Source organism: Streptococcus sp. Marseille-Q4154 (genome assembly GCF_916700545.1).
Classification (GTDB): domain Bacteria; phylum Bacillota; class Bacilli; order Lactobacillales; family Streptococcaceae; genus Streptococcus; species Streptococcus infantis_I.
This window is the reverse complement of record NZ_CAKAKN010000001.1, coordinates 478,930-504,566: the sequence shown is the minus strand read 5'-3', so window position 1 is coordinate 504,566 and position 25,637 is coordinate 478,930. Positions and strand designations below refer to the sequence as shown.

Sequence of the window (25,637 nt, the reverse complement as noted above, 5' to 3'; positions counted from 1 at the left end):
TCTTTCAGGTATTCATTTCATTGTTTATTTAAAAATTCTTGAACTTTTGAGAATACTTGCTCTCGGCTAATATTCCTTACTCGACTGGTACGAGACAGAGCCTTGCTGATTTGTTTGCCATATCGTTTACTTGACATACGGCTATCTAAAATCAAAACTGCGGAGCGTTGACCAACTCGGCGCATGGTTCGTCCAATCGCTTGCTTAAGACGAATAATGGCCATAGGAAGCTGATAATCGTAAAAAGGATTTTTTCCTTCCAAACGAAGTTCTTGATTCATCTTTTTAGTAAAGGGATCTTCTGGATTTTGGAAAGGTAGACGAGTCACCACTTCAATAACCCGCGGATGTCTTGAAAAATCGACACCTTCCCAAAAACTTCCCGCCCCAAGCAAGAGCTCACGCTCGCCTCTTTCAAAGCGTTTTTTCAATTGGGCTGGTTCTCCGTGCTTGTACTGGGCCAGATGGGGAACCCTCAAAGCATCTGAAACTTGCAACAATAAATCTTTTGCAGTAAATAAGACTAGAATGGGTTCTTCAAGCTGGAATAATTCTTCTAGAACTTCTACAATTGCTTGTGCATATTCCTCAGATGAAATTTCTGTCACCAACGGAAAATCCTTCACTAATAAAATTTCCTGATTTTCCTGAAACTGTTTGTCCATGCAGTAAAAGGCAGCTTGAGGAAAACCTAACAATTCTGGTAAAGAAACCCTACTACTAATTTCAAGAGTTGCAGAGATTCCTAAAAGTTGACAGGATTCTGGGAAAATCTGAGAAAAGAGCAACCGATGATTTCGACTAGAAGTGATTTCAACCTTCTTACTAGACACATCTGAACTCGATAACCAAAATTCTCCCTCAGATGTAAAAAATCTCTGATAGTCTTTAAATTCTGGTAAATTCAACTCAGAAAAATCTTGGTGGAGCTTGTCAATGCTACTAGCTGGGCACATCTTCCGTTTACCAGATAGAAACTGATCGAGTAGGTAAGAAACTTCAAAACGAATACTTTCTAGCAAGCGTCTTTGAAGCATACCTTCTTCTCTCGATAAAGCTTGGTCTAGTTGATCTAGCAAATCCGTTAACAAATAAGTTTTACGAGAAAGATTTTCCAATGTCAACAAGACTTTCTGGGCTTCATCTAAAATCAAGAGACGCCCTTCTAAAAGACTCGGATCATCTTCAAGTCGGGTAACTAAGTAAGCATGATTGGTCACAAGCAACTTGCAAGAACGAGCCTTGTCCTGACCTCGTTTCCAAAAATCCTCTAGCCAAAAGAGAGAGTTTTTGTGAAGATTACCATCGTGTACCAAGTTCGGTAAAAATTGCTGGTAGCGATATAGCTGACCAATCTCGTCTAAATCTCCTGTATCTGTCTCTGTCAACCAAACTAGAAGTTGCATCTTGAAACGAGTATACAAACGATTGGACTCTTCTTCCTCTAGCGCTGCATGAAAGGCATCTAGCTTCAAGTAATTCTGAGGACCTTTAAGACTATGAATAGAGATTTGGAAAATCTCTTCTAGTTTTTTTGCCTCCTCTTGCATCACCTGATTTTGAAGGATTTTAGTCGGAACACTGAGTAGGATTCCCCCTTCATTCTCAAGTGACAAGGCCGGTAGCAGGTAACCATAGGTTTTCCCGATTCCTGTTTGAGCCTGAATAAAGGAAATGGCTTCCCCTTGTAAAAACTCTTGAACCTTTTGGGCAAATTCTTCTTGTTGACTTCTCTCCTCCAAACCTAGCAAGGCAATATTAGTTTGGAAATCTTTTGAGAGTTTGCGTGGAGAAAGGACTGGCTTCTCTTTTCTTAAGAATAAGCCTTGCACTTCTACCAAATCATGCTCAACGAGGAGAGACTGTTTCTGATAAACTTCCTCGATGACTAGGTAAGATTCATAGAGTAAGCTGTCTGATAAACTCAATAAGCGCTCCAACAACCCTTTTGGCAGTCCAAACATTTTTTGTCTCATACAAAGAAAGAGTTCTGCTGTTGCTTGGGCATCAGATAGGGCTGAATGGGCTTGCTCTAGAGGAATCCCCAACTCTTGGCAAAGAATGCCGAGATTATACTTCTCAAGCTGAGGGTAAAATACTTGAGCCAACTCCACTGTATCGATACGAGGCGTGCGCAATTCATAACCCTCAAAAAAGAGGAATTCTGCCAATAAATTAGCATCGAATTGAACATTGTGCGCAACAAAAATACCGTCTTTGACCAGTTCAAAAATCTTTTCAGCCACCTGAGAAAACTCCGGAGCCTTTGCCAAACGTTTATCAGTCAAACCCGTTAATTCTTTGATATGAGAATCCAAGTGTTCATGAGGGTTGACATCAGTCGCATACTGCTCAACAATCTCACCATCTTCAATGACTACAATTCCCACTTGGATGATTTTTGCCTTACTTCCAGTACTTGTTGCTTCTAAATCTACAACCACGTACCGATTATTTCTAAAATTCATCACTAAAAATTATATCAAAATTTGCACCATTTGACACCCCTGAACTTTATTTGAAGAGTCAAGTTTCTTGCAAGATTTAAAAAAAAAATGATTGAATAGAATTGTAGTAAAGGAGGGAACTCATGAACCCATTAGATTTGTTTAATCAAGTAAAAGAACTCATTGAGAACAAAGATTTTTCTGCAGCAAAAACTTTTGTTGAAGAAAACAAGGATCAACTCGGTGAGTACCTAAGCCAAGCTCAAGCTTTGGTTTCAGGCTCAGAAGGACTTGACGGTCTTGTAGATAAGGTCAAAGGCCTCTTCTAATCATCAAAAGACACCTGGAAAAATCAGGTGTCTTTTTGTATTTTTTTCATGAATGCAGGAATATGTTGACTAATCGTGGTTGGCAGAACTACAAAGTTGTCCTCAGCTAGTTCTTGGGCAATGGCTGAATGTAGATAGGTCGCTACCGTCACTCTTTCATAGAGACTAACTTGTGGGAATTGACCAGCAAAACCAGCAATCATCCCAGCTAGGGTATCTCCCATGCCCCCAGTCGCCTGATATGGACCACCAACACTTAGCTGATAACAATCAGTTTGACCAGCTAGCCAGATTCTAGTCGCAGGACCTTTTTGAACTAGAATCGTTCCTGAAGGAAATCTCTTCAAAGTCTCTCCTGTTTCCTCAGTTCCCTGAGAATCCAAATCTAAACCTGACAAGACTTGCCATTCCCTTTGGTGTGGCGTTAAAACAAGCTGAGCCTTAGGAAATTTCATTCCCGTCTTAGCAAAAATGGATAGGGCGCCACCATCCAGTATGAGAGTCTGATCTTGATTTGAATGATTAAAGACTGTTTGGAGAAGCTCTTCTCCACGCTCATCATCCACTAGTCCAGGTCCGACCAAGACAATATTAGCTTTCTGCAACTGTTGCTCGAGCAATTGCTTATCACCAAGGTCAAAAGCCATAGCCTCTGGCAGATGGCTATGTAGAGCTGAAATATTCTCTTTATCCGTTGCTACTGTCACCAAGCCTGCACCGCTTCTAACCGCCCCTAAAGCAGCCATAATAATCGCTCCCCCATAAGGATACGTTCCCCCAATCAAGAGAAGACGACCGTAGTCTCCCTTATGACTAGAACAAGGACGCTCGATGATCACTTTTTTCAGTAGAGCTTGATTAATGACTTTCATAAGCTACTCCTTCATGCTTGTTCCTATTTTTATTATACTACAAAAAAATAAAGAAAAACATCAATTGAAATAAGTATCTTTACAGCAAATGAAAAGTCGAGATATCACTATCTCAACCATTTTTCATCATAAACTTAATTTTTATCCAGCGTTCTTAAAGCAGCCTGATAAGTCTGCTCCATCAGCATGGTAATGGTCATTGGACCAACTCCACCAGGTACAGGGGTGATATGACTAGCAATTGGTGCAACAGCATCGTAATCAACATCTCCACAGAGCTTGTCATTTTCATCTCGGTTCATCCCTACATCAATGACAACTGCACCTGGTTTGACAAAGTCGGCAGTCACAAACTTGGCGCGACCGATAGCTACGACCAAAATATCGGCTTTAGAAGCTACTTGGGCTAGATTGTGGGTGCGAGAGTGGGTCAAGGTTACAGTTGCATTCTTAGCCAATAGCAACTGGGCCATGGGTTTCCCAACAATATTTGAACGACCAATGACAACCGCATTTTTACCTTCTAAGTCAATCCCATATTCATGAAACATTTCCATAATCCCTGCAGGTGTTGAAGGAATCATAACTGGGTGACCAGACCAGAGACGTCCCATGTTGAGAGGATGGAAACCATCCACATCCTTTTCAGGGTCAATTGCTAGTAAAACAGCTTCTTCATCGATGTGTTTTGGTAATGGAAGCTGGACCAAAATCCCATGCCAAGCTGGATCTTGATTGTATTTAGCGATTAATTCTAACAATTCCTCTTGAGTAATGGTCCCAGGAACTCGCACGACTTCACTTTGGAAGCCTGCAGCGATAGCAGAACGCTCCTTGTTGCGTACGTAAACTTGGCTTGCTGGATTTTCTCCGACTAAAATAACGACCAATCCTGGAACCAAACCTGTCTCTTCCTTTAATTTGGCTGTTTTTTCAGCCAACTGTCCTTGTAGCTTGGCTGCTAAAGCCTTTCCATCAATCATCTGTGTCATGTATTATCTCTTTTCTAAAAAATATTCTCTATTATAACAAAAAATCGTTCGGCATTCTAACACTTCTTACCTAAGATACCCTATAGTCTGAAACTATAAGAAAAGGCTCAGTTGGAGAACTAGTCATTCTCTTACTGGAGGATAAAGGAACTTCACAGAATAAAGATATTAATTTTTGATTCTGCATTTAAAATAATGTATAATGTAAGTAATGGAAGTCTTACAATAAAAGGAGGAAATCCATGCCAATATTTAATAAATATATACTATTTTTTATATTTCTTATACTAGCATTATACTCTGATAAGCTTTTCAAAAAGAACCAACAAGTTTGGAAAATTATTTTCGCAGTATTAGGTATACTTACAAGCATTACCTTCTTATTTTAACTACAAAAAGTAGGCATCAGCATTTGCTGATGCCTACTTTTTATTTATAACTTTAATCTAAACTAAGTAATGAAGTTTTGCTCTAACTTGTCGAACTATCCACCTAAAAAAAGTCGAAATGGATATAATTTTACGACTCTTACAAAACCTTACTCAAGAAATCCTTGGTTCTTTGTTCTTGGGTTTGTTCAAAAACTTGCTCTGGAGTTCCGTCTTCGACAACGACACCGTCAGCCATAAAGATGACACGATCCGCCACCTCACGAGCAAAGCCCATTTCATGCGTTACGATAACCATGGTCATTCCTGACTGAGCAAGTTCTTGCATAACTGCTAGTACTTCTCCTACCATTTCTGGGTCTAGAGCAGAAGTTGGTTCATCAAAGAGTAGGACATCTGGTTCCATAGCAAGACCACGGGCGATAGCGATACGTTGTTGTTGCCCACCAGACAGACTTTGTGGATAAGCATCTGCCTTATCTGGTAACCCAACCTTTGCCAAAAGCTCATGGGCTCTCTTTTCAGCAACTGCCTTACTTTCCCCTTTAGTCTTAATAGGAGAGAGTGTAATATTTCCCATTACCGTCATATTTGGGAAGAGATTGAATTGTTGGAAAACCATTCCCATCTTTTCGCGCATGGCAAAGAGGTCATTTTTCTTATCGGTAATGTCAACACCTTCAAATATAACTTTTCCTTTAGTAGCTTCTTCGAGGAGATTCATCGAACGAAGGAGGGTTGACTTACCGCTACCAGAAGGTCCGATAATCACCACTACTTGTCCTTTTTTGATTTCAAGATCAATTCCTTTTAAAACTTCATTTTTCCCAAAGTTTTTATGAAGGTTTTCAATTTTTATATGTGTTTCAGTCATTATTTCTTATCTCCTTGTCCCATACGATTTTCAAAAGCTTTCAAGGCCAGTGTCAAGATAGAGGTCATAATCAAGTAGTAAAAGGCTGCAAATAAGAGCGGTGTTAAAGGTAGGTAAGTAGTTGTTGATACTGTAGTAGCTCCATTCCACAACTCCATAACCCCGATAGCTGACAAGAGCGAGCTATCCTTGATAATAGTGATAAACTCATTTCCTAGAGAAGGTAAGATATTTTTGATAGCCTGGGGCAAAATGACATAACGCATGGCATTCTTAGGACGAATACCTAGTGAATAAGCTGCTTCTAATTGTCCCTTTGGCACTGCATTAATCCCAGCACGAACTGTTTCTGATACATAGGCACCACTATTCATAGAGATAATCAAAATCCCCGGAATCAAGCGAGTCAGATCAACATCTAAGATCCCAATTTGAATAGTCGGAGCACTAATATGCATCAAGGCAAATGCAATCATAATCTGCACCATCATTGGAGTCCCACGGAAGACCCAGATATATAGATTAGCAAACCAGGCAAGTGGTTTAATCTTTGAACGTTGTGCAAAGGCCAGCAGCACTCCTAGAATGGTCCCCAAGAAGACTACCAAGATAGATATGATAATTGTTACAACGGCTCCATAGTTAAAATATGGTAGATATTTCGGTAAAAAAGAAAAATTCATGGATACTCTACTTTCTGTTTTTAATATTTAAACTTAAAACTTGTATAAGGATAACATATATTGCATAAAAATTCAACATTTTCTCCTAATATTTTCAATAAATTTTCAAAGACGATAGAAATAGCGAGAAATCTTAGTTTTTTTCTAGTCAAGTCGAGTCTGTTTATGGTAAAATAGTAAAGATAAGAAATGGAGGAGAATCAAAATGGAATCACATTTGGTTAGAATCATCAATCGCTTAGAAGCAATGACTAAAGATGGTGGTAACTTGAAACGTAACTTTGAGCGCGAAGGAGTTGTTGTCGCAGAGGTTGCTTTTAACCACGACGAAGAAAACGGACCACTCTTTACACTTCGTGACGTTGAAGCTCGTGAAACATATACATTTGATAGCATCGACCTCATTGCGATGGAAATCTACGAACTTTTATACTAATTGTTGAATAAATGCCGGAGAAGTCTCCTGCTTTGACCAATGAAAATCCTTTTTGCATGACAAATAGGATTTTTCTTTTTATCCCTATATTTCATCTACAAAACTCTTTTATCATGAGTTCTAAGACTCAATCTTTTTACTTGCTTTCCCCTTCAATCATGATATAATGAGACTAAAGAACTTTGACTATTTTTGACCTTTCTGTTTTAGTCAAAGCCAAGAAAGAAACGAGGTAGTGATATGCTCTGTCAAAATTGTAAAATCAATGATTCTACGATCCATCTTTACACCAATCTTAATGGGCAACAAAAGCAAATCGATCTTTGCCAAAATTGCTACAAAATTATCAAAACAGATCCTAACAATAGCTTATTCAAAGGCATTACAGATTTAAACAATCGTGATTTTGATCCATTTGGAGACTTCTTTAACGATCTGAATAACTTTAGACCTTCTTCAAATAATAATGTTCCTCCAACCCAGTCAGGTGGTGGAAATGGTGGCAATGGTGGTTTTGGTTCCCAAAATCGCGGGCCAGCTCAAACACCTCCTCCTAGTCAAGAAAAAGGACTCTTGGATGAGTACGGTATCAACATAACCGAGATTGCCCGCCGTGGAAATGTCGACCCTGTTATCGGTCGCGACGAAGAAATCATCCGTGTCATTGAAATTCTCAACCGTAGAACCAAAAACAATCCCGTCCTTATCGGAGAGCCTGGTGTTGGTAAGACAGCCGTTGTCGAAGGCCTCGCTCAAAAAATTGTAGATGGTGATGTTCCCCACAAACTTCAAGGGAAAGAAGTCATCCGTTTAGACGTTGTTAGCCTTGTCCAAGGTACAGGAATTCGTGGACAGTTTGAAGAGCGCATGCAGAAACTCATGGAAGAAATTCGTGAGCGCAAAGATGTCATCCTCTTTATCGATGAAATTCACGAGATTGTCGGTGCTGGTTCTGCCGGAGACGGCAATATGGATGCAGGAAATATCCTAAAACCAGCTCTTGCTCGTGGCGAACTCCAACTAGTTGGTGCTACTACCCTCAATGAATATCGCATCATCGAAAAAGATGCTGCCCTTGAACGTCGTATGCAACCTGTCAAAGTTGATGAACCAACTGTGGAAGAGACTATTATTATTCTCAAAGGTATCCAAAAGAAATACGAAGATTACCACCACGTTCATTATACAGATGCTGCTATCGAAGCTGCTGCTACTCTTTCTAACCGCTACATCCAAGATCGTTTCTTGCCGGACAAGGCTATTGACCTCCTAGATGAGGCTGGTTCTAAAATGAACTTAACTTTGAATTTTGTGGATCCTAAGGTCATCGACCAACGCTTAATCGAGGCAGAAAATCTCAAGGCCCAAGCAACTCGAGATGAAGATTTTGAGAAAGCAGCCTACTTCCGTGACCAGATTGCTAAATATAAAGAAATGCAAAAGACCAAGGTAACGGATCAGGATACTCCAATCATCAGCGAAAAGACGATTGAACACATTATTGAGCAAAAGACTAATATTCCAGTTGGTGATTTGAAAGAAAAAGAGCAGTCTCAACTCATCAACCTAGCAGACGACCTCAAGGCTCATGTCATCGGTCAAGATGATGCAGTTGATAAGATTGCTAAGGCTATCCGCCGTAACCGTGTTGGGCTTGGAACTCCAAACCGTCCAATCGGTAGCTTCCTCTTTGTTGGTCCTACTGGTGTCGGTAAGACAGAACTTTCTAAACAACTGGCCATTGAGCTTTTTGGTGCTGCTGATAGCATGATTCGCTTTGATATGAGCGAATACATGGAAAAACATAGCGTTGCCAAACTCGTCGGTGCCCCTCCAGGATACGTAGGCTATGATGAAGCTGGACAATTGACTGAAAAGGTTCGTCGTAACCCCTACTCACTTATCCTCTTGGACGAGGTTGAAAAAGCCCATCCAGATGTTATGCATATGTTCCTTCAAGTATTGGATGATGGCCGTTTAACAGATGGTCAAGGTCGAACTGTTAGCTTTAAGGATGCCATCATTATCATGACCTCAAATGCAGGTACAGGCAAGGCTGAAGCTAGTGTTGGTTTTGGTGCTGCTAGAGAAGGTCGTACCAACTCTGTCCTTGGAGAATTAGGTAACTTCTTTAGTCCAGAATTCATGAACCGCTTTGATGGGATTATCGAATTCAAAGCTCTCAGCAAGGAAAATCTCCTACAAATCGTTGACCTTATGTTGGATGATGTGAATAAACGTCTCTCAAGCAACAACATCCATTTAGATGTAACAGATAAGGTGAAAGAAAAACTTGTAGACCTTGGTTACGATCCAAAAATGGGAGCTCGTCCACTCCGTCGTACGATTCAAGACTATATCGAAGATGCCATTACAGACTACTACCTTGAAAATCCAAGTGAAAAAGACCTCAAGGCAGTCATGACAAGTAAAGGTAAAATCGTGATTAAGTCCAAAAATAAAACGGAAACAGTCGAGTCAAACGACTAGTTCCTCACATACAAAAGAATGTTCTTGCTTGACAGTGAGAACATTCTTTACTATTATAGAAAGAAAGCGCACTCACGAAGGAGAACTTTATGGCAAATCCAACATTTGGAGAAAAAAAAGAGGGAGTAACCTACAAAAATAGATATGGCGTTTATGCAGTCATACCTGATGCAAACCATGAAAAGATTATCCTCGTACAAGCTCCAAATGGTGCATGGTTCTTACCAGGGGGCGAAATTGAAGAAGGTGAAAATCACCTTGAAGCTCTCAAACGAGAATTGATTGAAGAATTAGGATTTACAGCTGAAATCGGCACCTACTACGGGCAAGCTGATGAATACTTCTACTCTAGACATCGTGACACCTATTACTACAATCCAGCCTATCTCTACGAAGCTACTTCTTACCAAGAAATCCAAAGACCTCTCGAGGACTTCAATCATCTAGCTTGGTTCCCAATCGATGAAGCTATTACTAACTTAAAACGCGGAAGTCACAAATGGGCGATTGAAGCTTGGAAAAAACAACATCAAATTTAAACTATCTTTACCAAATTTCCCAAAAAGTGCTATAATAGACATAGAAATACAGGAGGAAACCCTATGAAGCTTATCAATACTACAAATTCACACTCGCAACTTGTTAAAAGTCAGCTAGAAAGTACCGACGCAACGCTTGTAGAGGTTTATTCTGCGGGAAATACAGATGTTATTTTTACTCAGGCTCCACTTCATTACGAAATCCTCATTTCCAATAAACATCGGGCAATCCGTGAAAAAGAAATGGAAATAATCAAAGAATTTTTCCTCAATCGTAAAATTAATCAACAGGCTATTGATAAGGCAAATATTAAAACCCTCTATTCTGATAAATTGATTGAGATTTCAATCCCTACAAAATAGAATTAATCTACCCTACAGTTAAAACTGCGGGGTTTTTTAATACCTTTTCTTGTTTATATCTTTAAATAAATTATTGTGAATAAAGCTTTTTTGTGAAAATTTCACACTTTAATCGAAAAATGTGAGAAATTTCGTTATAATAGATAGAGAGATTTTAATGAAGGAGTTTGATATGAAAGAAATAGTATACAGAGAAGCCAGGCTAGATGAATATCAAAAAATTGGAAAAGTGTTGGCTGGTGCCTTTATGGACTACCCTTTCATGACTCTTATTAAAGATGATTTAAAAAAACCAGAATATTACCAAGCATTCTTAGAATTATTGGATAGCCTTCTGACCAGACTCTATATCAAAGGAGAGACCTGTCTGATAGCTGAACAAGACGGGGAAATCATGGCCGTTGCCCTCCTGCAACAAAAGGATTTTTCCATTCTATCTTATTTGCTGAATGGTATGGTCAAGCTTTTCCGTTTTATTACTCTGCGCAATCTCTTGAAATATCTTGATTTGGTGGAACGTTCCGAACAGCATTTGAAAAGATCAGGAAATTTTGACTGGTATTTGATGATATTGGGAGTCAACGCTTCTAGTCAAAACCAAGGAATCGGGAGTGCTTTTCTACAAGAAGGTGTTGAACCTTATCTTAAATCCAAAGGCTGCAAACGCTTGGGCTTGATTACTAGTACTGAAAAAAATGTTTGCTTCTATGAAAAAAACAAGTATGAATTACTAGATTCGATGATGTTAGAATACGGAACAAAATCTATTGGAAACTGGGCTTTTGTAAAAATACTGGATAACTAATTTTAAACATAAAAAAGATTGGTCTAAGGACCAATCTTTTTTTTAGTTTACTTAACGGCTTCTTTCAAAGCTTCTACTTTATCCAAGCGTTCCCATGGAAGATCAATATCTGTACGTCCCATATGTCCATAAGCCGCTGTTTGACGGTAGATTGGACGTTTGAGGTCAAGCATTTGGATAATTCCTGCAGGACGAAGGTCAAAGATTTGACGCGCTGCTTTTTCAAGTTTACTTTCAGCTACTGTTCCTGTACCGAAAGTATCGATACGGACAGATACAGGTTGAGCTACCCCAATCGCGTAAGCCAATTGCACTTCTGCTTTCTTAGCAAGACCTGCAGCAACAATGTTTTTAGCAATGTAGCGAGCTGCATAAGAAGCTGAACGGTCAACCTTAGTCGCATCCTTACCAGAGAAGGCACCACCACCGTGACGTGAATAACCACCATAGGTATCCACGATGATCTTACGGCCCGTCAAACCTGAGTCTCCTTGAGGACCTCCGATAACGAAACGACCTGTTGGATTGATGAAAAATTTAGTTTCATCGTCAAGATATGAAGCTGGAATCACTTCTTTGATGACCTTGTTAATCACATCCTCATGGATCTGTTCATTGCTGACTTCTGGATCATGTTGAGTTGAAATAACGACAGTGTCCACACGCACTGGTTGATCATTTTCATCATATTCAACAGTAACTTGAGATTTAGCGTCTGGACGAAGGTAGCTAATTTCACCACACTTACGTAGCTCTGCCAAGCGACGAACCAACTTGTGGCTGAGTGAGATTGGCAATGGCATGAGTTCTTCAGTTTCATCAACTGCAAAACCAAACATGAGACCTTGGTCTCCAGCTCCAATCAAATCAAGTGGATCTTGATCCGCATTCCCACGAACCTCTAAGGCTTCATTAACCCCTTGAGCGATATCTGGTGATTGTTCTACCAAGGATGGGTGAACTCCTACCGTCTCCGCAGAAAAACCGTACTCTGTATTGGTATAACCGATTTCTGCAATCGTATCACGAACCACTCGGTTAATATCGACATAAGCATTGGTTGAAATTTCACCGAAAACATGTACTGAACCAGTATAAACAGCTGTTTCAGCAGCAACGTGCGCCTCTGGATCTTGCTCTAGAATAGCATCCAAGATAGCATCTGAAATTTGGTCTGCAATCTTATCTGGATGCCCCTCAGATACAGATTCAGACGTGAATAATTTACGTTCTGACATAAAAATGTCCCCCCTTAAAAAATATTCGTTATAGAGTTACAAAGAACTGGTAGGAAGAGTATTTACAATCAATCCCACCACCTTATCGGGACCATATAACCTAACTATTATAACACGAATCTTTGAAAAATACTCGTATGATTACTATTTTTCTTACTAGGAAAATGTTTTCTAATCATAACCAAATAAAAACTCTTAAAGTAGATGAGTTTCTACTCTAAGAGTGATGTTATAAACTAATTATTTTCTAGATAAAACTCAAACCGTTCTCCGACGTATTGACTCTTTACATACTCAAAAGCCGTTCCGTCATCAAAGTAAGAAACCTGAGTCAAACCTAAAATAGCATGCCCTTTTTCAACTTCTAAGTAATGAGCTATCTTTTCTTTGGCTAAACGTGCGTATATGGTCTGGTGAGATTTACCAATTCGATAACCATGCTCTTGCAAGGTTTGAAAGAAGTGCCTGGTTACTTCCTCTTTTTTGAAATTTTTGATAAATTTCTCAGGAATCGACGCCACTTCATAGACAACAGGAACCTTATCCGCATAACGAACACGCTCCATACGAATGATATTATCAGTTGGCAGTAAACCTAGTTTAACCACTTCTTGCTCATTTGGAATGGTTCGACGATAAGAAATCAAGTGACTAGACGGAGTTTTCCCTTGAGCTTTAACAATCTCCGTAAAACTAGTTGTTCCACGCATTCTTTCCTGAACACGTGTACTTGAAACAAAGGTCCCACTACCTACACGTCGTTCCAAAACCCCTTCTTCAACCAAAAGAGAGATTGCTTGACGTAAGGTCATGCGGCTAACGGCAAATTCTTCTGCTAAATCTCGCTCACTTGGAAGTCTTTCCCCAATTTCCCAACTTCCCTCATCAATATCTTTCTTGATTTGGTCGTGGATTTTCATATAAGCTGGTAACATGCTTGATCACTTCTTTTCTTTATTTTTTCCATTGTACCCTATCTCATAGGGAAAAGTCAAACCACACTTGTTTGGTTGGTAATTCTAGCCCTTTTATGATAGAATATTCAAGAAGATATTTCTTTTAAGAAGGGGAACAGATGAGCAACATTTCAACTGATTTGCAATATGTCGAAAAGATCATCGTGCTGGACTATGGTAGCCAGTACAACCAACTCATCTCACGTCGTATCCGTGAGATTGGTGTCTTTTCAGAACTAAAAAGTCACAAGATTTCGGCTGACGAAGTCCGTACTATCAATCCTATTGGGATTGTACTTTCAGGTGGTCCAAACTCTGTTTACGAAGAAGGATCATTTGATATTGACCCAGAAATTTTTGAACTTGGAATTCCGATTTTGGGAATCTGCTATGGTATGCAGCTATTGACTCACAAGCTTGGTGGTAAGGTTGTTCCTGCAGGTGACGCTGGTAACCGTGAATACGGTCAATCAACATTGACTCACACAGAATCAGCTCTTTTTGCGGGTACTCCAGATGAGCAACTTGTCTTGATGAGCCACGGTGATGCTGTAACGGAAATTCCTGCTGACTTTGTTCGTACTGGAACTTCTGCAGACTGTCCTTATGCATCTATTGAAAACCCTGATAAGAAAATTTACGGTATCCAATTCCACCCAGAAGTTCGCCACTCAGTTCACGGTTATGATATTTTGCGTAACTTTGCTTTAAATATCTGTGGTGCCAAAGGTGACTGGACTATGGATAATTTCATCGAGATGCAAATCAAACAAATCCGTGAAAAAGTTGGAGATAAACGTGTTCTTCTCGGACTTTCTGGTGGTGTTGACTCTTCTGTTGTTGGGGTTCTCCTCCAAAAAGCAATCGGCGATCAGTTAATCTGTATCTTTGTAGACCACGGTCTTCTTCGTAAAGGGGAAGCTGACCAAGTTATGGATATGCTTGGTGGTAAGTTTGGTTTGAACATTGTTAAAGCAGATGCTGCAAAACGTTTCTTGGACAAGTTGGCAGGTGTGTCTGATCCTGAACAAAAGCGGAAGATTATCGGTAACGAGTTTGTTTATGTCTTTGATGACGAAGCAAGCAAGCTAACAGATGTGAAATTCCTTGCTCAAGGAACTCTTTATACTGACGTGATTGAGTCTGGTACGGATACTGCTCAAACCATCAAGTCTCACCACAACGTGGGTGGACTTCCTGAAGATATGCAGTTTGAACTGATCGAGCCACTCAATACTCTTTACAAGGATGAAGTTCGTGCCCTTGGTACAGAACTTGGTATGCCAGACCACATCGTGTGGCGCCAACCATTCCCAGGTCCAGGGCTTGCTATCCGTGTCATGGGAGAAATCACTGAAGAAAAACTAGAAACTGTTCGTGAGTCAGATGCTATCCTTCGTGAAGAAATCGCTAAAGCTGGCCTTGACCGGGACATCTGGCAATATTTCACTGTTAACACTGGCGTTCGTTCAGTAGGTGTTATGGGAGATGGACGTACTTACGACTACACTATCGCTATCCGTGCTATCACTTCTATCGATGGTATGACAGCTGACTTCGCTAAAATTCCTTGGGAAGTTCTCCAGAAAATCTCAGTGCGCATCGTAAACGAAGTTGACCACGTTAACCGTATCGTCTACGATATCACAAGTAAACCACCTGCAACTGTAGAGTGGGAATGATTTATAAACATGATTTGAAGTGAAATGGTTGATTTAACAGCATTTTCAGTTATTATAAAAGGTTAAAAACAAATCAAAATTGATTGGTTCCCCACCAAAAATCCCACCAGAATATTCTGATGGGATTTTTTTATATTAAATTTTATTTTTCTATTATTTGATGCTTTACAAGCTTTCTAAAGACCTGGTTTAATATGATTCTATTTTAGAAAAACTGAGAATAGCATAATATCAACATTTAACATGCTTCTACTATTATCTCCCTTAATAAAATTTGAATAAATTTAATTAAAATAGGAAAATTTCTTAGTAAAGAAAAATTAATATCTATTATAAATAGTACCCAATTTTACATGATTTACATCTAAAGAATGGTAAATGTTTATTTAAAAATCTTTGCTTGTTCAAATATATATTATGACAATATGAATTTACAGAACTACTGATGAAGATAAGTCATAATTAGATTTCACTTAATATTTCTTCTATTTTTTTATCGTAAGCCTCCTGAGAAATTTTATCTTTTAGTAGGTCTAATCGCTGTAATCTTAATTCTATTGAATTATTTTTTAAATCTTGATTAGCTTCTAGTGAACGAGCGATTTCTTCTCCCTTATTCATTGCTATGTCAACTCCAGCAAATGCTAAAATATTCCCATTTTCATTTGAAGCAGCCATTCTCAAAGCATCTCCACGTGCTTGATTAAAGTGACCAAGAGCAACCTCTTGAGCCGAATATGCTCTCTTCTCTTGTAAATTTGTCAATATTCTTTGTTCTTCATCAGGTAAATTAATTGCTTCAAATGCAATTGATATTAATTTAATTCCTCTTAAATTTCCCCAAGAATTCTCCATATTGCTATTCATTTCATTCACAATAACATTGGTATATTTTAATAACTCACTTGGTCTCATACCAATTGAGGAAATTGAACTTAACGCAATATAAAACGAATTCATGAACTCTGCCCTCAGTTGTTCACAAATCTCACTTGAATGGTAAACATCTTTAACGTTGCCTGCGATATTAGAATAAAATTTAATAGGATCAATAATTTGGTAAGAAAAACGACCTCTACATTGAATATGTAAATCAAAATCCGCATTGATAGAGATATCAACAAATCTAAAAGCAATGGGGGTTTGGGTGCCAAAGAGATTATTTTCAATTAATTTCAAATTAATAAAATAAATTCTCTGGTCCTTACCAGTAGTTCCTTGAAATTGAAATCGCTTAGAAATTTCTCTAAATGATTCCCTAACACTATCTTTAAGATTCCCAGTAAAAATACATGGAGAGGTTGAAAAATCCCAAATAAACTGTCCAGGTTCCGAAACGATATCTATTATTTCGCCATCTTCTATTATAAGAGCACATTGGCCCTGATTAACAGCAATTACACTTCCGTTAGCTATAATATTATCTTCGTGTGTTTTTCTTGTACTTAGACCTTTTTTCATTAATACTGTAGCAGGCAAGCTATCGCAATAAAAATATTCTTTCCACTGATCATCCAAAACTCCTGATACACTATCAATAGTTGTCTTTATTAGTCCCATTATCTTCTCCTATTAGATTAAACGACCACAGTAATTACATTTTGTAGGTTGGCCAGCAACAGAAACAACAAAGGCTCCACAGCCTCCACAGCAAACCACACCTACATTAGATTTAATCTCTTGTTTTTCAGTTTCAGATAACTCACTCGGAACTGATAGATTAGACTGAACTGTATTTAATACAGCTTCACTAATTTTAAAAACCCATAAATCTTTATCCCCCCTAGTGACTACAAACGAATGTTCTTCACCATTTTTCGTTCTAAAACTAATTGTAAAAGAGACTAAATTAGAAACAACAAATATTGTGATTGTATTTTTTTCAACATAAATTTCATCTAAGTAACATTCAAAATACTTTTTCCCAAAATTGATTAAGTGAGCTTTAAAAATAATTCTTTTATTTGTTAAGAACAGCTTACCACCTTTTGAATTTAAAGTCGTATTCCAATTAGCAAATCCCTCCATCAAAATTTCTTCATCCGGCAATAAATTTTCTAAATCAGTGAAAGACATAATGTTATCCTCTTTTCATTTTTTCATCTACAATTATATCAAAATGATTTTCATTTTAAAACATACATTATAATAATTGAATTAAGAAGTGTTAAAAACTTAAAAATATTAATAGTAGCACTAAAACAAAGAAAAGTAATAAAACTCTACTCTAAGTTTATAATAACAAAAATCCCTACCCAAGTTTGGATAGGGAGGAAATGTTTTGTAGCATTCGTTAATGTTTAATACCTATTTATAGCTATACCTCACGCATTAAAAAAATGAATATAAAATTAACAATATTATGAATAACATTATTCTTCCACTCCACACTAACTATTTGAACTATCGAATGAAATCAGTAAGAAAAAGATATCAGTAAGAAAAAGATACTCTGGACTCTATCCAACATCGCCTCATAAATTGAGACATACAAGCGCAGCACTTGTAAAACAAGCAGAAATTTTACTCAAAACCATTTTAGAGACACTAACACATAGTAATAAGGAAGTTATCAAAACATATGTCAACACTATCTATAAAGTCAATAAAGCAGTCGGATAAATTGTTTATAGAAACCTTTTAATATACAAGGAATAAACAGAATTTAAATTCAAATTAAATACTTTTAAAAAAACCATCTCAAATTTGATGAGATGGTCAAATATTTAATCTACTTTATAATAAACCTGTTTTGAACTATGTGGTGCATTTTGTCCCGCAATGATTCTATTTTTACTTAAATCAGAATCTACCCATTTTATAGTAGCACCAGCCGGGTAAATAGTCATACCATATCCTGTAGCACCGGTACTAATACTAAATGAAATACTTCCATCACTACCTATGCTAGCTTTATTAATATTACCAGCATTCACTAGACCTTTTTTATCAAATGTAAACTCATGACCAATCCCATTTCTCCATGTTCCAGCCACAGTGGAGAAGTCTCCATTGAGAATAGCTTGAGCATCAATTTCTTGTTGCTCAGATACTTGTTCATCTTTCTGAGTCGATGGTTCTGTATTTGGAGTTGCCTCTGTAACAACCCAGTATTGGAATTTCTCTGAGTCTTCAAAAATTTTTACTGTGAAAGTAACTATTTGTCCTTCCTTCCATCCACCAGTTAGCTTTTTATCAATATGAATTTCTATACCTGCTATTGAAGCATTGGACGCCTTAACTTTTATGTTATAGTATTTATTTAAGTAACTAAAGTGACCGGAATAATCTCCCCAATCTTCTTGACGAAATAATTCAGCAGTAAAGCGATAGAGTTGTCCAGTCTTTAAAGTGCCATCATTCTCCATATCTCTAAGTGTTTCTGCTGTAGTATCAATAATACTAGCCTGAGAAGATGTTGCAGAAGTTGAGCTAGTTGTCGTCGTACTTGTTGTACTAGTCGTTGTCGTACTAGTAGTAGAAACTTGTTCTGTTGTAGCACTTACTGCTTCTTTATCTTGCTTCTTATGATTAAAGAAGAACATAAAACTTATCAGTACTATAGGAATTAAGGAACATGACAAAAGCAACAGCCAGTTGATGCCTTTTTCTTTCGATCGTAGAACAATAATTTCATCAGCATCCTGATAAATCTCAACTAATTCATTCAATTTAGGCTGAAAATTCAACTCACGAATCGGAATTGTTAATTCATCCCCTGTATTCCGCTGTATTCTAGCAAGTCCATCTTCAATTCTAATGATCTTATGCTTCGGTTTATAAATAAAAGCAGAATTTTTAGCTTCAAGTTTTACAACTAGATCCTCATAGATATGAACAATATCCCCGATTTTGGGCTCAAATTCACAATTCTCAACAGCAGACTTTTGAAAATTTCCATTATTATAACCGATATAAACAGTATCTTCAGTACTTTTAATTATCTTGCCTATTTTCATTTATAATACCTTTCGATTGTTGTCACCCTAATTATATCATACTAAACTTATACTAGGAACAAATTATATAAGACAAAGACTATTGGGAGAACTTGGTGTGAAAAGTGGTGTGAATTTTGCTAAAAATCATTAAAAAAAGCACACCATAGTGTGAACCATAAAGTGTTTTGAAACGTTGATATAATCGTGTTGATTAACGTTTTGAGGCAACTGACTTTGTTAGATTGCAGCCACATTTGTACCAACTTAGTCAGAAAGTATAAAAAAGAACACCCCGAAAGGTGCTCTTTGTAAGTATAGTAATTCTTTCGAATTAACGTTTACTAAATTGTGATGCTTTACGAGCTTTCTTAAGACCTGGTTGGAAACACTTTTATTTGAATAAGTTTCAATATCCGCTTAAAATCAATGTTTTCCCACATTTACAGAAAACAGAATTTCATCTAATTTGAATAAATTTCATTTGAATGGTGTGAATTTTACCCTAAAAATACACAAATTGAGCTAGATTCTACCAAAAAGTTCACACCATTTGAATTGTTATTGTTTTGTACATTTGATATACGAAGTGCATTATAAATTATCACAAATATCTCTCAATATGCTCTACGAAGATAAAAGGTTCTATATCTTTAAGAGCGAGACCTTTAGATAGAGTAATGCATTGTTTTGCTGTACCTTTTCCTGGTCGATGGTAAAACTTTCTAATCCCTTGAAGGAATATTCCAAAACGCGAATGACGTTCCGAGGCTGTCATCTCATCTAAATATTTGTCAACAGCTAAAGCGAATACATTTCCATAATACCTATCATCGTCAAATCTTGTTCTAGTCATATAATCTTGAATGTCATAGAGCATAGATTTCATATTTCGATAATTGGGTGCTCCCACCAATGCTCGACTAGCTCTATTTATACCATCAACATAACTATAAGCGTCGTTTAATGTACTAAAATTCCAAAACCTTTTAGAATCAAAATACTTATACTCTATATCTAGTTGTGATTTTAATATTCTTAAAATGGACAGAGCTGTACTGTCATCATTATTTTTTATTGCAACATAAGCTTCTTCAACTCCAATATTATAAAAATCAATATGCTGATTAATTTCAGAACCTAGAACACCTGTAATATCAAATTCAAGAATTTTTTTTTGTAATGTAATCATACTTTTTCCTTACTAAATTTAAGTTAACAAATATTATTATTTACGCTTTGTCTAAACATAGAACATCAACAATATCACTAGATTCAAAATAATCTTGAGCTTTTTCAACAATCTGTTGATCATTACTTGGCATGTAAACAATTAAATTTTTCATTGCTCTAGTGATTGCAACATAAAAAAGTTTCTTAGTCCTGTTTTGAACATTCTCATTAGCTGAACCTTTTCCAAATATAGTGTTAAAATTATATTGATTCCATCTTCCGTTGTCTAACAAAACTAAGACATTCTCATATTCACTACCTTTAACCTTATGCTGAGTTATGACTGAAACATATTCTCTAAGATAAGCAATACTATTTACATATTCTTTAAATGGTAATTTCTCGAGTCGTAACCATAAATAACATCCCTTATTTTCAATAAAACTAGTAAATAAGTCGTCCTTTGAAATTAATCCTGTTCTCTCTGCAAGTTCTATGACTCTTCCAATTGTAGTATCATTAGCAGAGATTTCCGTCATAATTTTAGATAGAGTAATTTTATCATCTGACGAAGTTATTTTAAAACGAGTAATACGCAAAAATTCATTATGTTTACCTATTTTATATAGTTCTAATAGTTCATAAATTAAATCTAATCTTTTAAGAATCCTATCTCTATCTGTACCAGCCTCATATCTATTATTTAAACCATTAAATTTATAAGCCAATAAAGAATCTTTATTAATTTTACTCTTACTAATCACTTCTTCAAACGAAAATGTCTTAATTCTATTGTAAATAGCTAAAAGTTCTGGAGTAGATTTGACAATATCAATTATTAATGGACCGCCCTTCCCAAAAACTATTTTTGCCTCTTCTACTAGTTCTTCAAACGATTTTCCTTTATCAACTAGCTCGTTTGCACTAATTTTTTTCTTTATATTTGTAATTAACTTTACAAACAAATCAGAATTATATAATTCAAATAGCTTAGAGAAACCTGCCATTTCAGCATTAAGTTTATGTGTCAGGCGTAATTCCTTTGTTTTTTTAGATATATCAAATTCTAAATCTTTGTATAGTTTACTATTTCTAAGATTTTCAAGATGATTAATTCCATCTCCATAGATGAATTTCACCACCCCTTGAATTACATTACCATTATTCATGTTCGGAGCGTCTACATCCCCCGAAGGAATCTGGACTAATCCATCACTTCTAAATTTATTCGCTAAATTTATAACTTTTTGTGGATTACGTCTGTTTAGATTTTTTTGTATTTTTTCAAGACCGTAGAAATCTATGTTTCCCACTCCCGAATCATATATAGCCTGCATTGAATCTCCAAAAAAACCTACAATATTAGTTCTAGTACTCTTTTCAAGGTGCTCTAATAAAATTTTTACAACTAAAGGACTCGTATCTTGATACTCGTCAACAAATATATAGTTTGCAGTATTCGCTAAAATATCACATAACTTCTTATATTTAGAAAACATTTTTTCAGCAACTATAAGAACATGGTCATGACTTATTTGAACCTTATTTTGCTCAGTTATGCTCATAGAATACCATTCAGCATAGTCAACACGAACACCATCAAAGTAATCAAGTGAAATAAAGTCTTCACTAGATATCTCCTTTGGAGTAATAAATAAATTTTGTGCATCATCATTTATTAACTCAACAAGACATTCTTTAATCTCTTTTTGAAAATTTCCAATGACACGCCAAATAAACTCGTGAATTGTTGAAACCCATAAATTATCATTAATGATTCGTGATTTAATCTCTGCAACAGCATTATTAGTATAAGTAATGCATACAATCGATTTTTTTGGTTCTTCTATAGATATTTTTTCAATAATGGAAATTAATGAATAAGTTTTCCCACTCCCAGCACCACCCTCAAGAATAAAATTTTGACCTTGTTTTATTACTTCAAATACTTTTTCTACCTCTGGTTCTACTGTTTTCTCAACCATAATAATCCCTCCGAAATATAGTTAGGTACTTTCCAAGTATTTTCTTCACCTTCAAAATATAATAAACTTGATGCAAATGCAGATTTTTTGTTTACTTTATCCCTAGCAAATTTATAAAAATCTTCTATTTCACTATCATCAAAGTCTTTTAAAGCTTTAAATTGAATAAAACCAGCTTTTTGATCAATAATGAATTGTTTATTTAAACTGATAAAAGCATCCTCAAAACTAGCAGGCTGATAACCATTTTCATCTTCGGGAATTTGATATGCAATACGAATTCTACCATCTGATGTTATTTTTTCTGCAGAACTCTTTTGGGCTACTATTGAAAAAACTTCATCTCCAGAAATATCAAAAAAATTTTTAATTGAAGCATTTGTCGTAGAAGTAGCCTCTACTGCTGAACAAGAAGTCAAGCGATTATTTCCATTTTTATTCGCTGGGTCAATATCTGTAATTATCAATACTTTTATTCCTAAAAAATCAAATAACTTCCTAAACACTTGTGAATGAGCACCTGTTTCAATGATTGAAATATTTTGAGAAAGCAATGGCATTGTATTAGAAGTTTGATTTATTGGATTGGATATATCCACCTTTTGCATCATCGTAGGAATTAAAATTCTTTCTGTATCACCCTCAACACAAATGACTTTATCAGCAAAAAATAATTCACTACTATTGAGAGTAAGGTACTGCTTTACAAATTTATATCCTAGTTGTTCATCACCATATTCTTCTTTCAATGAATTAAAAGCCTTTGATACTGCTGTACCGTTATCACGTTTAAAATAAATTAGATCATCAAAGTTACAATCAGAAACTATATGAGAGGAATGAGTTGTAATTAAAGTTTGAATACAACTAAAATCTCCACTTTCTTTTAGTTCATCATTGTGTTCCTTTAGCAAATCTTTAATATTCTTGATAAAAATATACTGTAATTGTGGATGTGTATGTGATTCTGGTTCTTCAATATATATTAGGTTAATATCAGCAGGTTCGTTTTTTATATCTGCCATTAAAGTCTCAATTTCAAAAATAATTCCATATAAATTTAAATACCCCAAACCATTATATGTTTCAGGTAATAGACTATCATCATGCTTATAGTACAGTGTCGTATTATTACTTAAAATATCTTTCTCAGACAATGATGAATGAATTGCTAACTCTGCTTCACTATCATTTCCACCAAATCTTTTGACGCGTTCAAAGACTGAAGTAAAAATTCCTTCGTCGCTATCATCACCACTATATGCTCTGGTTAAAGTTTCATCTGCCTTTAAAATAGCAGATTGCAGTAAATTATTTGCTTTACTGTTAATTTCTTCGCCATTATTTAATTTATAAAATCGATTTGATGTCTTAGATAATGAATGGTTATTTTCTTTATTAGATACTTCTCGACTAGCACTAATGCCTCTTACTTTAATAATTTTATGAACATCTTTCATTTCATGTAAATCAGACTTTTCTTCTGTCATTTCTTGAGTAATAGGATTATATCCACGTGAATAAATCTGTATTTCGAAAAATTTATTCAGATTTTTCTTCATAAATGATTCAAATTTTGAAAAATCATCTGCAAAATCACAAGTCAAACTACTTATCTCACGAAGCTTTTGAGTAGGAATTATATACGAAAATTCAAGAATAATAAAATTATTTTCGGGATTTAAATCCATCATAAATCCTTGGATATTTTGATAAGAATCTAATTCTGAGTATTGAATCCAAATTTGAAGATTAATCCCTAAAATAGACGATAATTCCGAATCAGGAATATCAGCGACTCTCTTTATATTCTCAAAGATTTCCCTCCTATGATTTAAATTAATATCTTCCCATACCAAATTGCGATTAGAATTTTTATTGAATATTTTTTCTAACACAGATAAAACTGAAGTCTTGCCACAATTATTTTTACCCACAATTAAGGATAAATCATTTTTCAACTCTAAAGAAAAATCGTTTAATAAACGATAATGTTGAATATAGATTTTTTTAATTTCCATCAATTATACCTTTTTTTATTTCCATTAATTCTCTCAACCGTTCCTGCCCTATCTTCAACATCTCTTCCTCCACCTTACTCCATTTTCCAAATAGGCATTTGTGTAAAACTTCTGCTGCTGAGATTTGATCTACTTCCGAATCATAAACACACGATTGATCTCTTTGATAAATTTGAATTTGATTAAAAATTTTGTCATTTTCTAACTCTCGTAAGTTATCAACTAAATGTTCTACAATTCCATCATGGTGCTCTTTGGGAGTCGCTCTTGCTTGACTAGGATCTATGGCGTAGAGCTCCTCATAACGTATCAAGGTACTGAGATAAGACAATTCTGGCTTGGTCGCAATCAGTGCAAGTGAGACTTGATATCCTCTAGTTGCCAATAATTGGGCCGTTTTTCTAGGGACTTCTGTTGTTCTCAAGGTACCCTCGATTAATAAATGATAACCTTTTTTACTCAACTCATCTACAAGATATTCAACCATTTGTCCCGCGAATACTTTGGTATAATCCACACTATCTTTGCCATACTTTTCCTGTAGGCCAAGGTAGTTCGGATGAAAAGAGCGATAACTATCCCCATCAATGATAATGATATTACCTTGAAATTCTCTTTGTTTAATACGATGAATCGTTGTTTTCCCAGCACCACTCTGTCCACCGAGCAAAATAGCCTTAGGATGAGATGAGCTTGTTTTTCCACGAGTTAAAGAACGGATAAGCCGTTTGGAGGCTTGTTCAAAATTATTTTGACTAAATTCTTCTAATTTCATTAAGCCACCACCAGATGACTAGCTTGTTCTAACATACGTTCAATGCCATCCAAATAGCCATTAAATCGCTCAATATCCTCAAAAGTTGAAACAAGATAAATCCTCGTGTTAATCAAATCAGACAAATCATCGCTCATTAGAACCCAAGGATTAGAAGTATCATCAAATGCAATTCCTTGTTCATCTTGAAAACGATAAAGTTGAGCTAAGATATTCGCCCCTCGTTCTTTAATCACTTCAATTTTTAGAGTTAACTGATAATCTTCTACTGGTGTGAGCATTTTTTCCTCCCCTACGATATCGATATAAGAAACATTAAATTTCTTGCAGATACGATCGATTAATTCTGTCGAAACTCGACTTGTCCCATTTTCATAACGACTCAGACTATTTCTAGAGATACCAACGATCTTTGCAAACTCAGGCTGGGTTAATTTATGTGTTTTACGTAACGTTTTTATATTTTCTCCAATCATGTAACTCCTCCTTTTATTTCTATTATAGCACAAAAAATAAAAACGCACCAAAAATGGTGCGTTTTTTATCCAGCTCTAGCTGAATGAAATAATTCATCTGTTACATTCTTGGCAAACCAATCATCTAATACAACGGCTTTATCAAATAATCTATCTTATCTATTTTAAAGACAA

22 protein-coding genes are annotated in these 25,637 nt (G+C 36.1%); 7 read left to right on the top strand and 15 right to left on the bottom strand.

Translation table 11 applies throughout. The annotated features are described in order from the left end of the window. Window positions 1-17: 17 nt before the first annotated feature. Complete coding sequence (locus LG369_RS02510) at window positions 18-2,468, bottom strand: bifunctional DnaQ family exonuclease/ATP-dependent helicase (RefSeq protein ID WP_225750138.1); 2,451 nt, start codon at window positions 2,466-2,468, stop codon at window positions 18-20. A gap of 122 nt (window positions 2,469-2,590) precedes the next feature. Here LG369_RS02510 and LG369_RS02505 point away from each other — a divergent pair, with 122 nt between their 5' ends. Beyond that, window positions 2,591-2,776, top strand: coding sequence for a hypothetical protein (locus LG369_RS02505; RefSeq protein ID WP_006148859.1), 186 nt, complete (start codon window positions 2,591-2,593; stop codon window positions 2,774-2,776). 23 nt (window positions 2,777-2,799) lie between these two features. Here the strand turns inward: LG369_RS02505 and LG369_RS02500 are convergent, their stop codons facing one another. The 4 genes from LG369_RS02500 to LG369_RS02485 all read right to left on the bottom strand — a co-directional run bounded on the left by LG369_RS02500 (window position 2,800) and on the right by LG369_RS02485 (window position 6,586). Then, window positions 2,800-3,648, bottom strand: coding sequence for an NAD(P)H-hydrate dehydratase (locus LG369_RS02500; protein WP_225750137.1), 849 nt, complete (start codon window positions 3,646-3,648; stop codon window positions 2,800-2,802). 134 nt (window positions 3,649-3,782) lie between these two features. After that, window positions 3,783-4,640 carry a bifunctional methylenetetrahydrofolate dehydrogenase/methenyltetrahydrofolate cyclohydrolase gene (locus tag LG369_RS02495; protein WP_225750136.1) on the bottom strand — a complete coding sequence of 286 codons (858 nt, stop codon included), beginning with the start codon at window positions 4,638-4,640 and terminating at the stop codon, window positions 3,783-3,785. Window positions 4,641-5,168: 528 nt separating this feature from the next. Further along, window positions 5,169-5,903, bottom strand: coding sequence for an amino acid ABC transporter ATP-binding protein (locus tag LG369_RS02490; RefSeq protein WP_070677571.1), 735 nt, complete (start codon window positions 5,901-5,903; stop codon window positions 5,169-5,171). Next, the gene (locus tag LG369_RS02485; protein WP_004253828.1) at window positions 5,903-6,586 is read right to left on the bottom strand and encodes an amino acid ABC transporter permease; all 684 of its coding nucleotides are present in this window, start codon (window positions 6,584-6,586) and stop codon (window positions 5,903-5,905) included. Before LG369_RS02485 ends, LG369_RS02490 begins: the two co-directional genes overlap by 1 nt. A gap of 205 nt (window positions 6,587-6,791) precedes the next feature. Here LG369_RS02485 and LG369_RS02480 point away from each other — a divergent pair, with 205 nt between their 5' ends. The 5 genes from LG369_RS02480 (at window position 6,792) to LG369_RS02460 (ending at window position 11,219) form a co-directional block, all read left to right on the top strand. Continuing rightward, a complete protein-coding gene (locus LG369_RS02480) occupies window positions 6,792-7,022 on the top strand; it encodes a DUF1797 family protein (RefSeq protein ID WP_004253825.1) in 231 nt (76 codons plus the stop codon). A gap of 240 nt (window positions 7,023-7,262) precedes the next feature. After that, the gene (locus LG369_RS02475; RefSeq protein ID WP_225750135.1) at window positions 7,263-9,512 is read left to right on the top strand and encodes an ATP-dependent Clp protease ATP-binding subunit; all 2,250 of its coding nucleotides are present in this window, start codon (window positions 7,263-7,265) and stop codon (window positions 9,510-9,512) included. Between the two features lie 89 nt (window positions 9,513-9,601). Further along, window positions 9,602-10,051 (top strand): NUDIX hydrolase, encoded by a 450-nt coding sequence (locus tag LG369_RS02470; RefSeq protein ID WP_070677574.1) that lies wholly within the window; start codon window positions 9,602-9,604, stop codon window positions 10,049-10,051. Window positions 10,052-10,114: 63 nt separating this feature from the next. Beyond that, window positions 10,115-10,414 carry a DUF1827 family protein gene (locus tag LG369_RS02465; RefSeq protein ID WP_070677576.1) on the top strand — a complete coding sequence of 100 codons (300 nt, stop codon included), beginning with the start codon at window positions 10,115-10,117 and terminating at the stop codon, window positions 10,412-10,414. Between the two features lie 172 nt (window positions 10,415-10,586). Continuing rightward, window positions 10,587-11,219 (top strand): GNAT family N-acetyltransferase, encoded by a 633-nt coding sequence (locus tag LG369_RS02460; RefSeq protein ID WP_225750134.1) that lies wholly within the window; start codon window positions 10,587-10,589, stop codon window positions 11,217-11,219. 47 nt (window positions 11,220-11,266) lie between these two features. On the opposite strand, the gene metK is transcribed toward LG369_RS02460, so the two are convergent. After that, window positions 11,267-12,457: a methionine adenosyltransferase gene (gene metK, locus LG369_RS02455; RefSeq protein ID WP_074324253.1), complete on the bottom strand. Its 1,191-nt coding sequence runs from the start codon at window positions 12,455-12,457 to the stop codon at window positions 11,267-11,269. 236 nt (window positions 12,458-12,693) lie between these two features. Continuing rightward, a complete protein-coding gene (locus LG369_RS02450; protein ID WP_225750133.1) occupies window positions 12,694-13,392 on the bottom strand; it encodes a GntR family transcriptional regulator in 699 nt (232 codons plus the stop codon). Between the two features lie 140 nt (window positions 13,393-13,532). On the opposite strand from LG369_RS02450, the gene guaA reads away from it, so the two are divergent. Next, window positions 13,533-15,095, top strand: a complete 1,563-nt coding sequence (guaA, locus tag LG369_RS02445) for a glutamine-hydrolyzing GMP synthase (protein ID WP_225750132.1) — start codon at window positions 13,533-13,535, stop codon at window positions 15,093-15,095. A gap of 462 nt (window positions 15,096-15,557) precedes the next feature. Here the strand turns inward: guaA and LG369_RS02440 are convergent, their stop codons facing one another. The 8 genes from LG369_RS02440 to pezA all read right to left on the bottom strand — a co-directional run bounded on the left by LG369_RS02440 (window position 15,558) and on the right by pezA (window position 25,463). Then, complete coding sequence (locus LG369_RS02440; protein ID WP_225750131.1) at window positions 15,558-16,655, bottom strand: SPFH domain-containing protein; 1,098 nt, start codon at window positions 16,653-16,655, stop codon at window positions 15,558-15,560. A 12-nt stretch (window positions 16,656-16,667) separates the two neighbouring features. Beyond that, window positions 16,668-17,171, bottom strand: coding sequence for a hypothetical protein (locus LG369_RS02435; protein WP_225750130.1), 504 nt, complete (start codon window positions 17,169-17,171; stop codon window positions 16,668-16,670). Window positions 17,172-17,821: 650 nt separating this feature from the next. Next, window positions 17,822-19,054 carry a DUF6287 domain-containing protein gene (locus LG369_RS02430; protein WP_225750129.1) on the bottom strand — a complete coding sequence of 411 codons (1,233 nt, stop codon included), beginning with the start codon at window positions 19,052-19,054 and terminating at the stop codon, window positions 17,822-17,824. Window positions 19,055-19,637: 583 nt separating this feature from the next. After that, a complete protein-coding gene (locus LG369_RS02425; RefSeq protein ID WP_225750128.1) occupies window positions 19,638-20,225 on the bottom strand; it encodes a hypothetical protein in 588 nt (195 codons plus the stop codon). A 40-nt stretch (window positions 20,226-20,265) separates the two neighbouring features. Continuing rightward, a complete protein-coding gene (locus LG369_RS02420; protein ID WP_225750127.1) occupies window positions 20,266-22,191 on the bottom strand; it encodes an ATP-dependent helicase in 1,926 nt (641 codons plus the stop codon). Beyond that, window positions 22,173-24,212: an ATP-dependent nuclease gene (locus LG369_RS02415; RefSeq protein WP_225750126.1), complete on the bottom strand. Its 2,040-nt coding sequence runs from the start codon at window positions 24,210-24,212 to the stop codon at window positions 22,173-22,175. Before LG369_RS02415 ends, LG369_RS02420 begins: the two co-directional genes overlap by 19 nt. Next, a complete protein-coding gene (gene pezT / locus LG369_RS02410) occupies window positions 24,202-24,987 on the bottom strand; it encodes a type II toxin-antitoxin system toxin PezT (RefSeq protein ID WP_225750125.1) in 786 nt (261 codons plus the stop codon). The genes LG369_RS02415 and pezT overlap by 11 nt, the downstream gene beginning before the upstream one ends. Continuing rightward, a complete protein-coding gene (gene pezA / locus LG369_RS02405) occupies window positions 24,987-25,463 on the bottom strand; it encodes a type II toxin-antitoxin system antitoxin PezA (protein WP_225750124.1) in 477 nt (158 codons plus the stop codon). The genes pezT and pezA overlap by 1 nt, the downstream gene beginning before the upstream one ends. Window positions 25,464-25,637 lie beyond the last annotated feature (174 nt).